The organism is Paenibacillus sp. LK1 (assembly GCF_002750415.1).
Taxonomy (GTDB): Bacteria; Bacillota; Bacilli; order Paenibacillales; family Paenibacillaceae; genus Paenibacillus; species Paenibacillus taichungensis.
Genome location: NZ_PEII01000008.1, coordinates 167,392 through 185,505 on the forward strand (window position 1 = coordinate 167,392; position 18,114 = coordinate 185,505).

The 18,114-nt window shown below is 46.4% G+C and carries 16 protein-coding genes and 1 pseudogene; 10 read left to right on the plus strand and 7 right to left on the minus strand.

Annotation, left to right across the window (positions count from 1 at the left end; all coding sequences use genetic code 11):
- Positions 1-15: 15 nt before the first annotated feature.
- A complete protein-coding gene (locus CS562_RS18830) occupies positions 16-618 on the minus strand; it encodes a hypothetical protein (RefSeq protein WP_099857881.1) in 603 nt (200 codons plus the stop codon).
- 330 nt (positions 619-948) lie between these two features.
- Positions 949-1,092: pseudogene (locus tag CS562_RS18835) on the minus strand (IS5/IS1182 family transposase); the annotation flags it as partial.
- 146 nt (positions 1,093-1,238) lie between these two features.
- Here CS562_RS18835 and CS562_RS18840 point away from each other — a divergent pair.
- Positions 1,239-1,820 carry a hypothetical protein gene (locus CS562_RS18840; protein ID WP_099857883.1) on the plus strand — a complete coding sequence of 194 codons (582 nt, stop codon included), beginning with the start codon at positions 1,239-1,241 and terminating at the stop codon, positions 1,818-1,820.
- A 205-nt stretch (positions 1,821-2,025) separates the two neighbouring features.
- Here CS562_RS18840 and CS562_RS18845 read toward each other — a convergent pair whose 3' ends face one another.
- Positions 2,026-2,943 (minus strand): phosphatidate cytidylyltransferase, encoded by a 918-nt coding sequence (locus CS562_RS18845; protein ID WP_099857885.1) that lies wholly within the window; start codon positions 2,941-2,943, stop codon positions 2,026-2,028.
- A gap of 96 nt (positions 2,944-3,039) precedes the next feature.
- On the opposite strand from CS562_RS18845, the gene CS562_RS18850 reads away from it, so the two are divergent.
- Positions 3,040-3,579 (plus strand): C40 family peptidase, encoded by a 540-nt coding sequence (locus CS562_RS18850; RefSeq protein ID WP_076287277.1) that lies wholly within the window; start codon positions 3,040-3,042, stop codon positions 3,577-3,579.
- Between the two features lie 129 nt (positions 3,580-3,708).
- Here CS562_RS18850 and CS562_RS18855 read toward each other — a convergent pair whose 3' ends face one another.
- A complete protein-coding gene (locus tag CS562_RS18855; RefSeq protein ID WP_076287278.1) occupies positions 3,709-4,170 on the minus strand; it encodes a VOC family protein in 462 nt (153 codons plus the stop codon).
- Positions 4,171-4,330: 160 nt separating this feature from the next.
- Here CS562_RS18855 and CS562_RS18860 point away from each other — a divergent pair, with 160 nt between their 5' ends.
- The 3 genes from CS562_RS18860 to CS562_RS18870 all read left to right on the plus strand — a co-directional run bounded on the left by CS562_RS18860 (position 4,331) and on the right by CS562_RS18870 (position 7,395).
- On the plus strand, positions 4,331-4,765 hold the full coding sequence (locus CS562_RS18860) for an Lrp/AsnC family transcriptional regulator (protein ID WP_099857887.1): 435 nt from the start codon (positions 4,331-4,333) through the stop codon (positions 4,763-4,765).
- A 162-nt stretch (positions 4,766-4,927) separates the two neighbouring features.
- Entirely contained in the window at positions 4,928-6,223 is a 1,296-nt protein-coding gene (locus CS562_RS18865; RefSeq protein WP_076287280.1) for a GntP family permease, read from the plus strand.
- A gap of 23 nt (positions 6,224-6,246) precedes the next feature.
- Positions 6,247-7,395, plus strand: a complete 1,149-nt coding sequence (locus CS562_RS18870) for a glycerate kinase (protein WP_099857889.1) — start codon at positions 6,247-6,249, stop codon at positions 7,393-7,395.
- A gap of 106 nt (positions 7,396-7,501) precedes the next feature.
- On the opposite strand, the gene CS562_RS18875 is transcribed toward CS562_RS18870, so the two are convergent.
- Positions 7,502-8,548, minus strand: a complete 1,047-nt coding sequence (locus tag CS562_RS18875) for a CdaR family transcriptional regulator (protein ID WP_099857891.1) — start codon at positions 8,546-8,548, stop codon at positions 7,502-7,504.
- Between the two features lie 117 nt (positions 8,549-8,665).
- A complete protein-coding gene (locus CS562_RS18880) occupies positions 8,666-9,055 on the minus strand; it encodes a winged helix-turn-helix transcriptional regulator (RefSeq protein ID WP_076287283.1) in 390 nt (129 codons plus the stop codon).
- A 241-nt stretch (positions 9,056-9,296) separates the two neighbouring features.
- Between CS562_RS18880 and CS562_RS18885 the strand changes: the two genes are divergently transcribed.
- Positions 9,297-10,040, plus strand: a complete 744-nt coding sequence (locus CS562_RS18885) for an SDR family oxidoreductase (protein WP_099857893.1) — start codon at positions 9,297-9,299, stop codon at positions 10,038-10,040.
- A 271-nt stretch (positions 10,041-10,311) separates the two neighbouring features.
- A complete protein-coding gene (locus CS562_RS18890) occupies positions 10,312-13,917 on the plus strand; it encodes an S-layer homology domain-containing protein (RefSeq protein WP_180287181.1) in 3,606 nt (1,201 codons plus the stop codon).
- 182 nt (positions 13,918-14,099) lie between these two features.
- On the opposite strand, the gene CS562_RS18895 is transcribed toward CS562_RS18890, so the two are convergent.
- Positions 14,100-14,666, minus strand: a complete 567-nt coding sequence (locus CS562_RS18895) for a GbsR/MarR family transcriptional regulator (protein ID WP_076287286.1) — start codon at positions 14,664-14,666, stop codon at positions 14,100-14,102.
- Positions 14,667-14,866: 200 nt separating this feature from the next.
- Here CS562_RS18895 and CS562_RS18900 point away from each other — a divergent pair, with 200 nt between their 5' ends.
- The 3 genes from CS562_RS18900 to CS562_RS18910 are packed head-to-tail and all read left to right on the plus strand — an operon-like array spanning position 14,867 to position 18,070.
- The gene (locus tag CS562_RS18900; protein ID WP_099857897.1) at positions 14,867-15,742 is read left to right on the plus strand and encodes a carbohydrate ABC transporter permease; all 876 of its coding nucleotides are present in this window, start codon (positions 14,867-14,869) and stop codon (positions 15,740-15,742) included.
- Complete coding sequence (locus CS562_RS18905) at positions 15,742-16,656, plus strand: carbohydrate ABC transporter permease (RefSeq protein ID WP_257219541.1); 915 nt, start codon at positions 15,742-15,744, stop codon at positions 16,654-16,656. The genes CS562_RS18900 and CS562_RS18905 overlap by 1 nt, the downstream gene beginning before the upstream one ends.
- A 34-nt stretch (positions 16,657-16,690) precedes the next feature.
- On the plus strand, positions 16,691-18,070 hold the full coding sequence (locus CS562_RS18910) for an ABC transporter substrate-binding protein (protein ID WP_099857899.1): 1,380 nt from the start codon (positions 16,691-16,693) through the stop codon (positions 18,068-18,070).
- Positions 18,071-18,114 lie beyond the last annotated feature (44 nt).

Here is an 18,114-nt window from a genome sequence, read left to right on the forward strand (position 1 = left end):
TTACCACAAGCAAACTCATTTAGTTCTTCGTTTTTCAAGCTCAAAAATAGTCGCCTCTGATAATAAGATCAGCCTATCGTTATTAACAACAAAGAAACTTACGCTAACAGGTATACTGAGCTTTGTTGATGGATCACTTATATCAATGGCTTTTACTACATCATTAGCATTCAGATCCGGCATATCTATTTTATATAGTCTATAAAATGCGTCAGCGTTATCGCATGTTGATGTAATTTCATATAATGGATTCTTCAGCTCATATTGATAATCACTATAGTTTTTAAGTCCTTTAGATGAAAAAAAGTCGTTTTCGATTACAATTTCATCCCCGATAAATTTTTGCCCTGTTGGATATTCAGAAGCATCATTATAAGAATTTGCAAACCCAAGGTGCTTCTTAACTTTCCAAGTTCCGTAAATAAATTTTTCAGTTTCACTATCCAATTTTACACGTCCTTGCGAACAATACTCGGAGGTGCTAGCTGGACTGGTAGACTCCTTTGCTTCAGGTTTTGGCTCACTAGATGTATTTGAACTTGAAGTGGTTTCAACCTTTCCACAAGCTGATGCTAACATCAACATTATCATCATACAAGCCAATAATGTTTTTTTCATATCTCACACTCCTACTATAAAGTTATGTTTTCGCATGTTTTCTCGCTTGATAACTGAGTTAATCCCCGTATGGATTAAAATCTCCTGTTCCATCGTTTTTTATATCACCATGTGCTAAAAGCTACTTCCATACAGCAAGTAATCCTTCACTGCTGTATAACAAATGGGGGGATGCATTTTCTTTATTTTTCGATGTCGCTCATTTTTCAACAAGTTATTCCCCTTTTTCTACCTAGCAGAAATTATATCAGAGCAATTTAAGTGATGAATGACATAAAATTAACATTATTTATGAATAAGGTTAACTTTATGTTATCTAGATCACAATATTAATTTGAAATGAAGTGGGTTTCCGAGCGCATCAACTACGGCATGAATTTTGGTGCCTAGTCCTCCCCGGGAACGTCCGAACGCTTGCTTTGCCCCTTTTGCGCCTGATCCATGCTGGTGAACACGCACAATCGATGAAATAATCGAGCTAACTTATAACCCATTTACATAATATGGAGCTTAATGTGAGACGATATGGTGTAGTAATTACTATAGAAGGTGCTGATTGGAAAGTTCTCTTTGGATGAATGCATCGTGCTTGTTACTTTAGATCAATGGAGGGAGTTCCAATGATGAAAAATAAAAAAAATAAATCTATTCTCTGGGTGTCTGCTCTATGTATTCTGCTGTTGACCAGTGCATGTGGGGCGAAAAACAACAACGAATCCGTACAGGAACACGCCTATCCACAATCAAAGCAGCCCATAGAGGAAGCGGGAAATAGTTCCGTTCCCAATATTGAGGCGAAGAATAACAATAATCAGGCGAATGAAAGTGGGAATGAAGGCAAGCCTACGGCCCAATCGGAATCCTCCGCTGATGCGGAAGGACAGGTCATGATCGTCATTGATCAGACGGATAAGCCGTCCGAGGGCAATAGCTTTGATTTTGCGATAAAACAAGTTCCTGAGGGCTACGCTTTATCCGAGATGCGCTGGACGTCCAACACAGTAACGATTGTGAATTCCTACAAGGAAGCGATCGAGCATGGCGCGAATGGGAAAGAAGGATTTTATATCAGTGGTGACGGGCAATTCTCCGGATTTATCTATTCGGATGAGATGAAGGGTGAACGCGGCAAAGCGACGTTTGTGTTTACCAATGAAGAGGGGAAAGAAGTGACCTCGGAGAAGGAAATTAAATTAAAATAATCAGGCATATCATAGCCGTGTTCGGTGCTTTCTGTTAATTCAAAAATGGAAAATGAAATAGGCACATTATACGTATGCCTTCATTTCTCCCATAAATGAGTAAAAGCAGCCGTAAAGGCTGCTTTTTATTGATGACGCGAGCTCTCACTTTGTTCTATCGACTGAGCGTTTCCGCACCTCGTATCTGTAACAGATACTGCTGTTCCTACATAAAGTCGAAGAAATAACGCACCACGTGGAACATGACTGGAGAGGTGTACGTCAGGCTGTCGACCCGGCTCAGGTAGCTTTTTTTCAGCGCATCGAACTTATTGTCATCCCCAATTAACAAATCCCGCTTCAGAACAGAAACCGTCAGACTTCCGAAGAACCCAGCCAGAGCGATTAACACACCGATGAAAAGCGCGAAACGTGCATCAAACGGAGTCAGGTAAGGGTGAATGAAATAAGAGGCGGCAGTGGTTACAACGAATGCACAGGCGAACCCTTCCCAGGTCAAAAAAGGATTGGCCGTGGGCACCACTTTTCGTTTGCCCAGATAGAGCGAGGCCAGATAATGCACCACATCATTCAGTTGGGTTAACACGACCAGGAACAGGACCAGCTTTGAACCATATTCCGGTGTTGCGAACGGGAAGTAGGCCAGATGACTAAGTCCAAATACCATTAGCATCAAACCCCATTGCGTCGAGCTAACACTGCGCAGGAAACCAACCGTGCCCTTATTAATTAGACGTGGCAGGGGTAACACCAGGAAGACATAGAGCGGAATAAACACGATAAACATCCCATACCATCCAATATAGATCCAGTAGAACTGTACCGGAATCGCCAGATACGCCCATAGAAACAACCTGCGATCAGCTTTGCGGGTGCTACGGATCATGGAGAAGTACTCTTTCAGCGCGAAAAAGGTAAGTACCATGAGGGAGATCAGGGAGACAATCGGATTGAAGAGGGTGGCGAGACAAAAGATGACAAACATGCCCCACCAGGTTTTGATTTTGTTGCCAATGCCCGAATAATCCTTGTCCGGCTGGAGCCTCGTAATGATTTTGTACACGATATGTATGACCAATAAAGCAATAAAAATCAGTGTTAAGGTAAAGAGTGAACTGCTCAAGTACAATCACCTGCTTATCCAGAAGTAAGATTCCAATATAGGGTACCTATGTTATTATGAAGGAATAGTACCAACTTGATAAGGGGAAATTTCGTTATGACAGAACCACGCTCCATCTATATCCTGCTTACGAATACGGGAACGTTGTTTACCAAAGTCATTCAGAGTTACACCAGAGCACCATACAATCATGCCTCCATCTCATTTGACCGGGAATTATCCGAGCTGTACAGCTTTGGGCGCAAGCATCCCAGCAATCCGCTGAACGGCGGGTTCGTGAAGGAAGATATTCAGACAGGTACATACAGTAAGTATCCAAATACCACATGTGTGATTTATGAGCTTCAGGTGACGGAGCGTGAAGTGGAAAAAATGAAACGAGTGCTGCACATCTTCATTCGCAGCCGCCAGAAATATATGTACAATCTGCTTGGTGTGATTGGCATTACGTTGAAGGAGCCAGTAGAGTTCAGCAACTCCTACTTTTGCTCGCAATTTGTTGCCGAGATTCTGCAACGTTCAGGCATCAAGCTGTGGAACAAGCTGCCTGCGCTGGTGACCCCGGATGATTTTCGCCAAAGTGAACAACTGCAGCTGGTGTATGAAGGGAAGTTAAGCGATTATACGCCGGATTGAAGAGAGGGAATGAGGGCAAGGAGTATGTCTTATGCCCATACGCTCGCTGTCCTATTGCTCAAATAACATAGTATAAAACAGCCTGCCGCCACGGATTTCCGTGCAACAGGCTGTTCGGTTTGTGTAACGCTAGATAGATGATATAGAGGAACGGTCAAAATCAACCTCTTCGAGGAATTCGATCACTTCACCATTCGGGCTATGCACAACCGCATTTCGAACTTGAAGCGGGGGTTCACCAAGTGAGATCCAATCGGGTTGAATATAAGGTTTAGCACCATGAGCAAGCGCTCGCTCGTATATCTCTTCCACATGGTCTACGTAAAAGGCGAAATGCAGCAATGCCCCATGCTTCACTGCTTCCGGAGAGTCTGCTGGTTCGCCTTCGGCCGCGATTACGGCTCCGGGGTCAAACAGTTCAATGCAGGTGCGTTGATCCGGTGAGATCAGCATGCACGCCTCGGTAATTTGAAAGGCGGGCAGACTCCAGGAGTGACCAACTTTAAATCCTAATACATCGGTATAGAATGAGAGGGTATCCTCATAATTACGTGCTTGAATGGCTACGTGAGCAAGTCCGTTTACACTCATGCTCATCACTCCTTCTACAGATTGTTTTCTAAAGTATAAAGGGAACGCTGCATTGGAACCATGCGATATCAAAGGATATAATGGGGTGAGAGTTGCAATTTATGAGCTCTTTTATCTCAAAAAGCTTATTAAATTAGCCTGATGCTCAGGAGGTCTACAAATGGGTTATGTTATAGATGAGATCGACCATCAAATTATGCGACTGCTGCAGCACCATGCACGCATGCCAATTGTACAGATTAGCAAAGAGGTGAACATGTCCCAACCTTCAGTCAAGGAGAGAATTCTCAAACTGGAGGAAAATGGGGTCATATCGGGTTATTCAACCATCTATGATCTGGCCAAACTAAATCGTGGGACAACGACTTTTATTTTACTCAAAACAGAGCATTGTGAGGAATTCGTTCACTTCTGTGAACAGGCTATTGAGGTCACGGATTTATATCGGATTAGCGGTGAGTACAATTATCTGATCAAGGTTCAGACGGCAACCATTGAAGAGCTTGCTGAGTTCCAAGACTCGCTTGTGAAGCTTGGTCCATCCAAATCCCATATCAGTATGAAAAATATAATGGAACACCGTGTGCTGCTCTAGGAAGCAGCGACGCACGTTAGTGTAATGGTGGCAGGATATTCGGTCTTGCCACTATTCATTGTGCATATGCACAATGAATTTCGTCTGATCATCAATATTTATTTGGCTCACCAGCAACTATAATGAAAGCGTGTTCAACAAGTGCATGGGGGGCAATGAACAATGGAACCTTTAACAATTAGCTGGATCGGCGCGCTGGCAGGACTTGCAATTGCGATTATACTGATTCTGAAGAAGCTGAATCCGGTCTACTCTTTATTTCTGGGCGCAATTGTAGGCGCTTTAATTGGCGGAGCTAATCTAGAAGAGACTGTAAATATACTAGTGAACGGCACTCAAAGTGTCATGGGCACCGTGCTTCGTGTACTGGCTGCTGGGGTATTAGCTGGAGTTATGATGGAGTCGGGGGCAGCAGAGACAATCGCCCAGGCCATCGTACGAAAGTTTGGCGGCAGTAAGGCCATTCTGGCTTTGGCACTGGCAACGATGATTATTACAGCCGTTGGGGTATTTATTCCCGTGGCCGTCCTGATCGTAGCGCCAATTGCGCTGTCTGTTGGTAACAAAATGGGTATATCCAAGCTGGCCCTTTTGCTTGCTTTATCCGGTGGAGGCAAGGCGGGGAATATTATATCCCCGAATCCGAATACGATCGCTGCAGCACGGGGGTTCAATCTGGATCTCAGCAATGTCATGCTGGCAGGCGTGATTCCAGCCATCTGCGGGTTAATTGTAACCGTTATCGTAGCTTCAATGCTTAGAAACAAAGGTGTAATGGTAACCGATCAGGAAGCAGAGCAGGGTGAAGTGGACACTTCACAGTATCCACCACTGAGAAAAGCGATTGTGGCACCGTTGGTTGCGATCATCCTGCTGATGATTAATCCAATCGGCTCCATTACAGGTATCACAGCACTATCCACATTCAAAGTGGATGCGATGTACATTCTCCCGATTGCGGGTATTATCGGCATGCTGGCGATGGGTCAGGGCAAAAACATTGTGAAATACACGACATCCGGATTGAATAAAATGACTGCCACCGTGCTTATTCTGATCGGAGCCGGGGGCATCGCGGGACTGATCTCTGCATCCGATCTGTCTGGTCAGGTGGTTAGTCTTATTGAAGCGTCCGGGATATCCGGTACCTTCCTGGCGCCGATTGCTGGTATTCTGATGGCGGCAGCGACGGCTTCCACCTCGACAGGAGTTATACTTGCCACCGGTTCATTCGGAGATGCAATTCTGAACATGGGAACCGCTCCGCTCGCAGCGGCGGTTATGGTGCACACGGGTGCAACAGTTATCGATTCCCTGCCACAGGGAAATTACTTCCACGTCTCTGCTGACAGCATGAAGATGACAATCAAGCAGCGGATGGGCGTTATTCCTTATGAAGCAATCGTGGGTGGAACGATGGCGATTGTAGCGACGTTAATTTACGGATTTATCCTTTAATAACACGGATGGGGTGGGAGAAGATGAGAGAGACGACATTTGTACTGGCGCCGGATTCATTTAAAGAGAGCATGACAGCGAAAGAAGTATGTGTGGCCATGGAAAAAGGAATGCGTAAAATTTATCCAACCGCCAACTATATTCATGTACCGATGGCTGACGGAGGCGAAGGCACCGTGCAGTCGCTAGTGGATGCTTCTGGCGGCGTAATTCACCAGAGAGAGGTGAGCGGGCCACTAGGGCAGCCTGTATCAGCGCAGTATGGCATTCTGGGCGATGGGTTAACGGCGGCGATTGAGATGGCATCGGCGAGCGGCATTCATCTGGTGACCAAGGAAACCCGGAACCCGCTTCGCACGTCAACCTATGGCACGGGAGAGCTGATTCGGGCGTGTCTGGATCAGGGTATTCGCAAAATCATTATCGGAATCGGTGGCAGTGCGACCAACGATGGGGGTACAGGCATGGCGGAAGCGCTTGGTGCAACGTTTCTGGATGCAAACGGACAGCCACTTGCACGTGGAGGCGGCGCACTTGATAAGTTGGCGCATATCGATGTGACTGGGCTGGATGAACGATTGCAGGATGTGGAGTTCATTGTCGCCTGTGATGTAACGAATCCGTTATGCGGAGAGCATGGCGCCTCACGGGTGTTTGGACCGCAGAAGGGAGCTACACCGGAGATGGTGCAGGTGCTGGATGCTAATCTTTCCCATTATGCAGATGTGGTGAAGCAGCAGCTACACAAGGATATACGTGATGTGCCGGGTGCTGGTGCAGCAGGTGGTTTGGGCGCAGGGCTTTTGATTTTTACACAGGCTGTGTTGCGCAAAGGCATTGAAATTGTCATTGAATACACTGGATTGCGTGACAAGCTGGTACATGCGGATGTGGTGTTTACGGGCGAAGGCGGCATTGATTTTCAAACGAAATTTGGCAAGACACCTTACGGTGTAGCGCGTGCTGCAAAGGAAGCAGGCAAGCCGGTTATCGCCATTGCAGGTTACGTTGGTGAAGGGATAGATACGTTGTACACTGAAGGTATTGACGCGGTGTTTGGTATTGTGCCGGGGGCGGCTGATCTGGAACGACTTCTGCGCGAAGGCCCAGAGAATGTGGAGCGTACAACCGAGAATATTGCGAGAGTGCTGAAATTGGGTCTGATTTCTTAACATTCTGTGGTTCGGTTAGTGGGGTTCGAAGAGTATAAAGAGACTGAACGTAGGGACGTCCACAAGGGACAGGGCATTCCGGTTCAGTCTTTTTTTGTTGTGGACTCTACTGATAAGACGCGAGTAGTCCGTGCGTAAGTTCAATGAGCTCCAGCCAATTGCGCGGGTCTTTGCCTGTAAGGGTTTGGATCCGTTTGAGCCGATATTGCAGTGTATTGCGGTGGATGTTGAGATCCTCTGCAGTCGTTGACATGCTGCCATTGTGATGAATGAAACTGCGAAGCGAGTCAAGCAGATCGGCTGTGTCCTCCAGTTTACTGACGACGTTGTTATGGCGAACTAGGTTGGCCGTGCTGAAGCGCACCAGAAACTGCACATCATCATAACGGATCAATGGTGCCGCAGGTCGAAGCGCGAGCAAGATGTTCATTGCAGATCTCGCTTGTTCGTAACAGATGGCAATACTGGCGTCACGCCTACTAACAGAGATGAAGGCTTGAGGTTGTTCCTGATGTACAAGCTGGATTATCGAATCAACGTCCGATTCGCTCTGGATCAGAATAAGCTGCACGTGGCCATCCTCCTCCATTGAGAACGAGGGAAGCTGTAGGAATACCCGGCTTGTCTCCGTGCCAAAATCAGGGGCTTCATGGGGAAAGCGAATGTATAGAAGAACCGTTGGCAGCTGCAGATCGATATGGTATTGCGCCGCTTCCCGCCGGATCTTCTGCGAATAGGAACCCGAGTGGGCAAGCAACCGTTCCAGAAAGGCTTTTTTCCGAGAAGCTTCATGGGCCAGACTTTCCAATTGATTACGTTGTTCGATCAGGAGAGATACGGTTGTGCGCACAATGTTGCAGAACGGACGGACTTCATCCGGATGCCCGGAAATGCCGATGACACCGACATACTGATGATTGATCCGAATCGGTTCGTTGGTGCCCATCTTTTCCAGTCTGCCATGCTGCCAGACTTCGACGCGGTCTCCGGTGGTCAGGGCACGGACCGCTCCCTGGTGAATCGTGCCTACGCGTTCCTTCTGTCCGCTTCCAATGATAATGCCCTGTTCATTCATGATATTGATGTTGTACGGAATGTCCTGCATCATTTTATCGACAATATCCTGAGCCTGTTTTTCCGAAAGTTGCAACATTACATATCCCCCTCTCCCGTTGTGCATCTGAACGAAAGTATAGCTGACGTGCTTGTCTTAAACAAGTTTGTTTCCTAAATGGTAAAAGGCTAAGAGGGCTACCTTGTTGTTTTTTTATTAAGCTTTTGCCTCGTTATGGGATTCCCCGGCTAATTTCTCTGCATTAATCATCTGCTGATTTCCGTTCAAGTATTCCAGATGCGCCTTGCCCCAGCCGCACATGCCATCCAACAGCGTACCAATCGTCTGCCCGTGTTCGGACAGTCTGTACTCGACCTTCGGTGGAACATCGCCATAGAGAGTGCGCACAATAATCTGATCCTGTTCCAGCTCGCGCAGCTGTTTCGTTAACGTGCCCTGCGCTACATCAGGAATCATGCGTCTTAGTTCACCAAACCGTTTCGTGCCTTCCTTCAATAAAATAAACAGGATGAGTGGTTTCCATTTTCCATTAATGGCTTCCAACGTAACAAGAACACCTTGTAACCGTGGCTCCTGCAAATCCATAGTATTCACCTCGATTTAAACAACTATATATAACTCCATCATACCTGATTTTTTCGCGTTCCGCTTGTTTTGTCTATGTGAATAGGGCAGGAATAACTGTGTCATCTGGTTCCAATAGTACGAATTTTCGTACCTGGTACGATCCAATTGCGTACTGTTCAGCGCTAATCTTTTCAATAATAATGAACAAAACAAACGCTGGTACAACGAAAGTTCTGGCGCTACGAGGAGAAGATGCAGAATGAGTCCATTTACATTGGAGAATAAACGTGTCGTGATTATAGGAGGAAGCTCTGGAATTGGACTTGCAACAGCTGTGCAAGCTGCTGAGGCTGGTGCACATGTAGTTATCGCGGGACGATCGGAGAACAAGCTAGAGGAAGCAAGGGAGCAGATTGCGCAAGTCGCAGGCGAAGGCAAGACTGGAGCGTTATCCATCGAAGTTTATGTGTTGGACAATCAGGATGAACAGCAAATCGAGCAATTTTTCATTCAGGTTGGCAAATTCGATCACCTGTTTACCCCTGGAGCTGCATACACCCGTGGTCCGTTAACTTCAGATCGGGAGACGGCCGAAAGCTGCTTCAAGGGCAAGTTCTGGCCTCAGTATTTTGCTGCCAAATACGCAGCTCCATATCTATCGGCTTCGGGTTCGATCACGTTAATGTCGGGTGGCTTCAGCCAACGCCCACTGGATGGTGGCGCTTCTTACGCAGCGTGTAACGGAGCGATTGAAAGTCTGGGCAAAGCACTTGCAGTGGAGCTGGCGCCTGTTCGTGTGAATGTCGTATCCCCCGGAACCATCTGGCGTGAGGGGCAGGAGGGTACACCTCGCGGCGAACATTTCAAAGACTATGAGAAACTGTCTGTGCTCAAGCGTGTGGGCTACAATGAGGAGATTGCACATACAGTTACGTATCTTATGACAAATACATTTACGACAGGCAGTACGTTATTTGTGGATGGCGGCTATACGATGATTTGATGCGTCTACTTGTTTGTTGTGCTAGGAGCGGTGGGATGAGTACAGGGACGACGTGACAAGAATCTTGAATTTTATGGAATATAGGACTCTATAATTAAATACAGAAGTAAAAATGATGAATAATGACGAAAAATATTTGAAATCCGGCCTGTTTTTCACCTACTGGCCGGATTTTTTTCCGTTTATTGGAGTGAATGTTCAGAATCCGTTCAGAGCTATGTACTACAATAGGCCTATATTTCGACAAGTGAGATTAGGGAGGAAGGCGTATATGCAATACAGAAAAATAATTAGCATGTTGCTCATTTTAGTGTTGGCAGCTCCATGGTTAGCAGCACCCGCAGGAAAGGTAAGTGCAGGAGCATCGTATCTAACACCAGGAAATAATGGTCTATTAACGATAAAGTATGTAAACGAGAACTCAATCGAATTGCAATGGAAGTATGCAGAATCCGGATCTTCTACCCCACCTGATGTAAATTACCAGGTTTACATATCCAATGATTCTGATCTTGAAAATATGGAAGAAATCAGCGTAACATCAGGTCATGCCTACGATGATGACTGGATTAATGGCTCAGCTTCTCTTTCAGATGGTACATTTACGAAAATAATCACGAATTTAGTAGAAGGTGATACGTACTATTTCAATGTCGTTGTTAAAGATCGAAATTTGGAAACTGCATATCAAATGCAATCAATCGAATTCACTGTGCAGTTGAGTGCACTGGACCAGTATAACGAGCTCAAAAAGAAAGCAGACCGGGGTAACAGCAATGACTTTATCCAAGAAGCCATCTTGTTGCTAGGTAATGAGCAACTCATAGCCCAGACTGATTTTAAATCTTTGCCTGTAGTAGATCAGGAAGCCGTTGCAAAATACTTATTAGAAATTGATCCACCAACAAGTAATGGATACGAAAACAAGGGGCAAGTTGAATTTTTGGTGCAGGTGGCTCTAAGAGCACTTGAAGTGACTCGCCAGATTGGAGGGCAAGGCTCCAAAACTGCACTTGATGAATTGTATGCGAAACAAGCAGAACGAGTAAATTATTTCGATAATCCGAGTGCAGAGGAAAAATTCTATCAACTCATTAATGCATATCTCACTTCCTCCGAGATTGATAAACGAACAACTGCTTATCTGTACGAACTTAGACTCAAAAAAACACCGACCATTTCTCGAGTTTTGAAATATACAGACACAGCTGTAGAAAAAACGCCATTCATTAATCGTGCAAACACGACTGAGGAAATGTTGAAATCGTTGGAGAAGTTCCGTGACCTTGAGAAGGAGAGTATCTCATACAACACTGCGAATCCTGAAAACCCGATGATGAGCTTTCCTCTGGGTATCAGCAAAATGGATAACCTTACAACCGAAGAGCAGGAGAATTTGGCTGATCATATGCTTAATCAAAGACCGATTGGTGGGTATGCCAGCTATGAAGCCATTCAGACTGCATTTGATCAATTTTTCAATGATGATGATAACGAAAGCGATCCATTGGCTGCCGTAAATACTGCAAGGGTTAACAAAGATATAGACGCCATGCGTCTGGCTATGGAGAACCCTGATTTGGGTATTACTTTTCCAAATCAATACGGTTCTTTATCTAAGGATGTCAAGGACTATGTGGCTGGATTCCTGATTGATAATATCAAAAGAAACTATGAAAATAAGGAACAAGTTCAATATATGATTGAGCTTGCTGTACAAGCTCAGTTGATCTGGGAGCAGAGAGGGTTGGGCGTACTTCAGGACAAGCTGGACCTATTTGCGCAGAAACTGTCTGAAGGACCCGATCATTTTAAAGACCCTGAGACAGATATGCTTCGTCAAGTTGGAGATCATCATCTACAATTAAGCGAAGTAAACAAACCAATTTTCGCTTTTAAGTACCTGCATTTATTGGGATTGGAACGCATTGCAAAACAGGCTCAAGTAGAGATTGCAGATCCGCGCTTTCTGCTGGCACTGCTATCAATGCCTTTCCAGCCTCTTGAGGAAGCCACCACTATAGATCAAATGGATCAGTGGCTTGAGACAACTATGAATGAACAGTTTAACGGACACAATTTCTTTGACCAATACAAATTCAATCTTACAGGTGAACTTGATTTATCCAAGAGAGCTGATCTCAGCCCGGAAGGCAAGAAAGAACTGGCCGAATGGGTACTTAATGAACAAGACCGCTACGAGGATGTTGGGAATTTACAATATGTATTCAACCAATTTTTCACGGCCCCTAATGTAACGGGAAATGATATCAACAACACCATAACTGGCTTGGATGACACGATGGAGATCTCTCTTAACGGCAAACTGAACTGGATTGATGTTGCTTCCATTCAGAAATTTGATTTTAGCGGTGACAAAACGGTATGGGTTCGTTACAAAGCCATCAGTGACTTATTACCAGGACGCGCGGTGAAGATTGTCTTCACGGCAAATGGCGATAGCAATAACGGAAATGGTTCAACACCTAACCCTAACCCGGGTGGAAACACAGGTGGAGGATCGTCGGCGACTACACCTGCAACGACTACACCGACGACGAAGCAGGAACAAATCGTCGTGGACGTGAACGGAGCGAATGGCACCAATTTGACCAAAACGCCAATTACACGTACAACCGAAGTCGACGGCACGATCAAGGACCTTGTGAAAATGTCTGAGGCGATTGCCAAGGAATCAGTGGGAAAAGCAAAGCAATTAAACATGAACACTGCACGCATTGTCATCCCTGACGCCAAAGATGCTGTATCTGAGACACGCATTGAACTGCCAAAAGCAGCGGTGAAACAGCTGAATGATGGTGGGCTTAACCTTGAGATTTCCACAGAGAACGCTATTATCTCGGTTCCAACGAAGTCGATTGCCGGATTCGACCAGGATCTATACTTCCGCGTCGTTCCGTTGAAAAAGGAATCCGAGCGTAAAGAAGTGGAAGAACGTGCGAAGAAGGAGCGATTGATTCAACAGATTACTCCAAATTCAAACGTGAAAGTACTGGCTCGTCCAGTTGAAATCGAAACAAATATGCAAAGCCATGAAGTAACACTGACATTGCCGCTGCGCGACAGTCTGCCAACTGATCCAGCTGCCCTCCAGCAAGCTTTGGACAACCTGGCTGTGTACATCGAACACAGTGACGGTACGAAAGAGTTGATTCAAGGCAAATTGGTGAAACTCAGCGATTCCAGTGAAGGCATCGAGTTTACAGTTAACAAATTCAGCACGTTCACGCTCGTTGTGGTGGATGGGCTGAAAGCTTCCCAAGGTTCGCACAACCCGTATATCAACGGATTTGGTGCTGATTTCCGCCCGGATGCATTCGTAACCCGTGCGCAAATGGCAGCGATGCTGGCTCGTAATCTGTCTGATGATGCGGGAACTGCATCTGCGAACGTTGTAAACTACGACGATGTATCTGCAACTCATTGGGCAGCAAGCGATATTGAAAAAGCGCAATCCGCAGGCATCATGAACGGTATGAACGCTACTCAATTTGTGCCAGAGGGTTCAATTACCCGTGCACAAATGGCGACCATTGCATACCGCTGGATACAGCAACAAAGCGCAGATGCATCAAGCAGCACAACACAAGCAACAGATGGTGCTGGATTTACAGATGTGTCCGCCGACCTTTGGGCTTCCGATGCGATTGCTTACGTACAATCTGCTGGCCTGATGACCGGATATAACGATGGTACATTTAAACCGGACAGTAAACTGACCCGCGCTGAAGCAGTGAAAGTACTAAATGTACTGTTCAAACGAACGCCGGCAACAGGCGTAACTACGCCAACTTTTACAGACGTACCAGCAACACACTGGGCTCATGCAGACATTGAGGCTGCAGCGCAGAAATAAGATAACCATATCTATAACAAAAGGGGAGCCCCAACCATGAAAACATGGCGGGGCTCCCCTTTTAATTATTTAAAGCCAGCTCAGCAAGCACATTGTTGCTCGCCGAGTTGGCTTTTGTAGTTTAACGAACGGAACGGAGTGAATGCTATTCATAATAAGGCGGATATGATTCCTTAGCGTAATTAATCACTTTCATGTGGAGCGTCTTTGTAAAAAACACCATCCCGCAGTTGGTCTACAAATCCCTGCAACCAATCATAATACTGCTCGGCATGCTGAAGTTTATGCAAATCCCGCAAAGCGTCTTCCCGTTCCTCCGGCGGAGTTGTTCTGGCGAGAATAATCTCCGATAACTGCGGAATGACCTCCCGGAGGCTTTCCTGCATCACGTCGATTTCCCGTTGAAGCTTGGCCCCGAAGAAGTTCTGAAACGTACGGAAAAAGTTGGTTTCGGCCAGATACTGATCCTGACGTTCCCGCTTTTCCTCCAATTTATAGATCATCTGAGATTCGGTAAGCGAACGTACAGCATAACTCATATTACTTTTGCTCATGTTCATGGACGTTTTCATCTCTTCCAGCGTCATCGGGCGATCTTCAAAATACATAATGCCATACAGTTGACCAAATGAATGATTGACTCCATACAGATCCATGGTATTGGCAATGGCGTCAATGACTTTCTCCCTCAGCTCGGGCCGATAGGACAACGAGGAATGGTTCTGGTCCTCGGCAGCTTCTTTTCCCACAATCTCACCTCTAGTATATGGATGGGACTCCCTGTTTCCTTTTCATATTTTACATGACCTCGCGTTATTTTAACATAACCCGGAATTAGTTTTTTCAAATGTATTATACAATCATTTTTGTACAGAAGAGATTAAAGGGAGTTTGAAGGCATGATTTTTAGAGAAATTAAATAAAATTTGGACGATTAGGAGTGTGCAAATTGCGTGTGAAATTATGGAGGGAGACAGAAGCGGTTCTCTTCACCCTTCCTGCCCTTATCCCATTACTCATTTTCTGGCTGGGGCCTTTGGGATACATTGTATATCTGAGTTTTACGGATTGGGACTTCATGAGTCCTGACAAATTATTCGTCGGTTTGGATAACTACAGCTATCTGCTAACCAATTCTGAATTTTACCGTTCATTAAAAGTTACGCTGTTGTTCGGTCTTGGAAGTGTAGTGCCTACGATTGTGGGTGGATTGGCGCTGGCCATGCTCATGAACAGCAAGATGAAGTCCTCCGGCCTGTTCCGGACCCTGCTATTCTCCCCTTGGGTGACCCCGACTGTCGCAGTCTCCATTGCGTGGTCCTGGATTTTCGAACCTGAAGTGGGGCTGGCCAACCTGTTGCTTGGATGGGTCGGCATATCCCCGATCGGCTGGCTGAAAGATCAGAACTGGGCACTGGTAGCTGTGCTCATCGTCACGCTGTGGAAGTCGATTGGCTGGTCCATGGTATTTTACCTGGTTGCATTGCGTAATCTGCCATCCGATTTACTTGAAGCGGCATCGATTGATGGGGCAGGCAGTTGGGACAAGTTCCGAAGCATTACACTGCCGTTGATTTCACCTACCACGTTCTTCCTGTCCATCATCCTGACGATCCAGTCGCTTCAGGCTTATGACCAGATTAACGTGATGACGCAAGGGGGACCGGCGGGATCAACAAGAACACTGCTTTACATGTATTATCAATCTGCATTTGAGTCCTTCAATGTGGGCGAGGCTTCTTCCATCGCCGTCGTTATTATTCTGATCTGCGTTCTGCTGTCGGGAGTATCCTTCCTGCTCGGTCGACGCCTGGTGCATTACTAATGAACATGACCACTTTAACCAACCAAACAAGAAAAGATAATAGTCGTGAAGAAGTGCAGAAACGGAAGGTCCCTCGTGGAGGAAAAGGATTTGCTACCGCAATTCGCTATCTGCTGCTTGCTCTGGTGAGTCTGACGATGGCATTTCCGTTCTACTGGATGGTCATTAGCGGTTTCAAAACGAATGACGAGATCTGGCAGTTCCCGCCAACCTTCTGGCCCGAAACGTTCCGTTGGAACAATTATGTAGATGCGTGGCAAGCTGCTCCGTTTGCCCGTTACATTCTGAATAGTACAGGGGTAGCGGCTGCGATCTGTCTGATCCAGGTTATTAACTCCAGCATGATGGCCTATGCACTCACCCATATGCGTTTTCGTATAAAAGGCGTACTCACCGGACTGATTCTGGTGGGTTACATGATTCCGAGCACCGCCGTTTATTTGCCCAGTTATTTGGTGCTCAGCGAACTTAAATTACTGGATTCCTACACCGGACTGATTGTGTCCAACTGTGTCAGTGTGTTCTCCATCTTCCTGATTCGTCAGGCGTTCATGCAGGTATCCCACGAGTTGGTGGAAGCCGGACAGTTGGATGGAGCGTCGCACTTCCGCATTCTGTGGACCATTATGACGCCGCTGGTTCGTTCGTCATTTGCCGTGATGGTGTTGATTACATTCATTGACCAGTACAACAACTATTTCTGGCCGATGCTCATTACCAAAGACCCGAATCTGCAATTGGTATCCGCAGGTCTGCGCAGCTTTTTCGTGGAAGGTGGAGCCTACGGTCTGGCATGGCCGCAGATCATGGCTGCCAGTGCTTTTACCATCGCACCGCTGCTTATCCTTTTCCTGTTTACCCAGAAAACGATCATGCAGAGTGTGAATATTACTGCCGGCGTGAACAAGAACTGATTTTCACAACATACTTTATATAGGAGGAATCAAAATGAAATTGGGTCAAGCGAGTATGAAATGGCGGAACAAATTAAAGCTCAGGTGGAGAGGGGGTATGTCGCTGGTACTGGCTGCGAGTTTTGCCCTGATCACCGCCTGTGGTTCCTCTGCTGATAGCGGCACGGGCACGGGTTCAGATGCAGCTGCTGCGAATGGAGCTGATTCTGCATCAAGTAGTCCGGTCGAGATTGAGTTCTGGTATGGTCTGGGTGGTAACCTGGGAGATAACATGAAGAAGACGATTGACGCCTTCAATGCATCCCAGAACGAAGTTGTTGTGAAAGGGATTGTACAAGCAGATTACACGGAGACAGAACAAAAACTGCAGGCAGCCATTGCCTCGAAAAAAGTACCCGCCGCTGTACTAAGCTCCAATATCGACTGGGCGCGCAAAGGCTACTATGCGCCTCTGGATGAGCTGATCGCTGCCGATCAGAGCTTTAACAAGGAAGATTACGTGCAAACCTTCCTGGAGCAGGGAAAAGTAGACAGCAAGCAATATTTCTTACCGATGTACGGAACAACCCAGATCATGTATTACCGTATGGATGCGCTGAAAGATAATAATATCGACCCTGCCACTCTGACCACGTGGGAGGCACTTGCTGAAGCGGCAGCGAAGATGAGCAAGCAGGAGAATGGCAAGACAACCTTCTACGGCTGGGAGCCGATGTGGGGTAGCGATAACATGATCGACGCCGTGCTGGGTAAAGGCGGGAAAATTCTGAGTGATGACGGCAAGACCGTAACGATTGATTCACCGGAATGGGTAGAGACGTGGGAGCTGTTCCGCAAGTGGATTAATGAGGACAAGACCATGGGTATTCATTTTGGCGGCCAAGGCTGGGAGTACTGGTACAAAACCATTGATGATGTGATGAAAAATAAAGCAGCTGGATACACCGGTTCCAGCGGTGACCAGGGAGATCTGGATTTCAGCATCGTTGCAGCTATGGAACAGCCAGGCTGGGAAGGTGTAGGCCAAGGCAAACCTGTAGCGAGTGCGATCATGGCTGGTATCCCGGCTGAAGCAAGTCCGGAACAGCAGCAAGCAGCTTATAAATGGCTGACGTATTTCTCGGAAACAGCGAATACAGCAGCTTGGTCCATGAACACAGGTTACATTGCAGTTCGTCAATCTGCTCAAGAAGATCCTGCTTTCAAAACGTTCAGTGAAGAGAACCCGCAAATCAAGGTTCCACTGCAGCAGGCTTCCCATGCTTCGGCTCCGTTCCAGGACCCGACTGGAGGCAAAATCAATGACGCACTGAAGGATGCAGCAGATCAGGTACAGATTAATAACATTCCAGCGGCACAAGCGCTGAAGGAAGCCAAAGAAAAGGCTCAAAAAGAATTGGATCGCGTGAAATAACAAGGGAAACAAGCTTAACTTGGAGGAGCGGTGCAGTCATGTGC